General features: G+C 58.6%; 1 protein-coding gene. It reads left to right on the forward strand.

The genetic code is table 11. The features are described 5' to 3' along the window. Window positions 1-21: 21 nt before the first annotated feature. Window positions 22-263 (forward strand): hypothetical protein (locus tag SB717_RS36785; RefSeq protein ID WP_410908012.1); only part of this gene is annotated, 242 nt, incomplete at its 3' end.

The following is a 263-nucleotide window of genomic DNA, read 5'->3' on the forward strand; positions in this document are numbered from 1 at the left end:
ATGCAAGGAGGAATGCCGCCAATGCACGGAGGAATGGACCAGATGCCGATGCAAGGAGGAATGCCGCCAATGCACGGGGGAATGGGTCAGATGCCGATGCAAGGAGGAATGCCGCCAATGCACGGGGGAATGGGTCAGATTCCGGTGCAAGGAGGAATGCCGCCAATGCACGGAATGGGTCAGATGCCGATGCAAGGAGGAATGCCGCCAATGCACGGAATGGGTCAGATACCGATGCAAGGAGGAATGCCGCCAATGCACGG

The organism is Priestia sp. SIMBA_032 (assembly GCF_046535215.1).
GTDB classification, from domain to species: Bacteria; Bacillota; Bacilli; order Bacillales; family Bacillaceae_H; genus Priestia; species Priestia aryabhattai.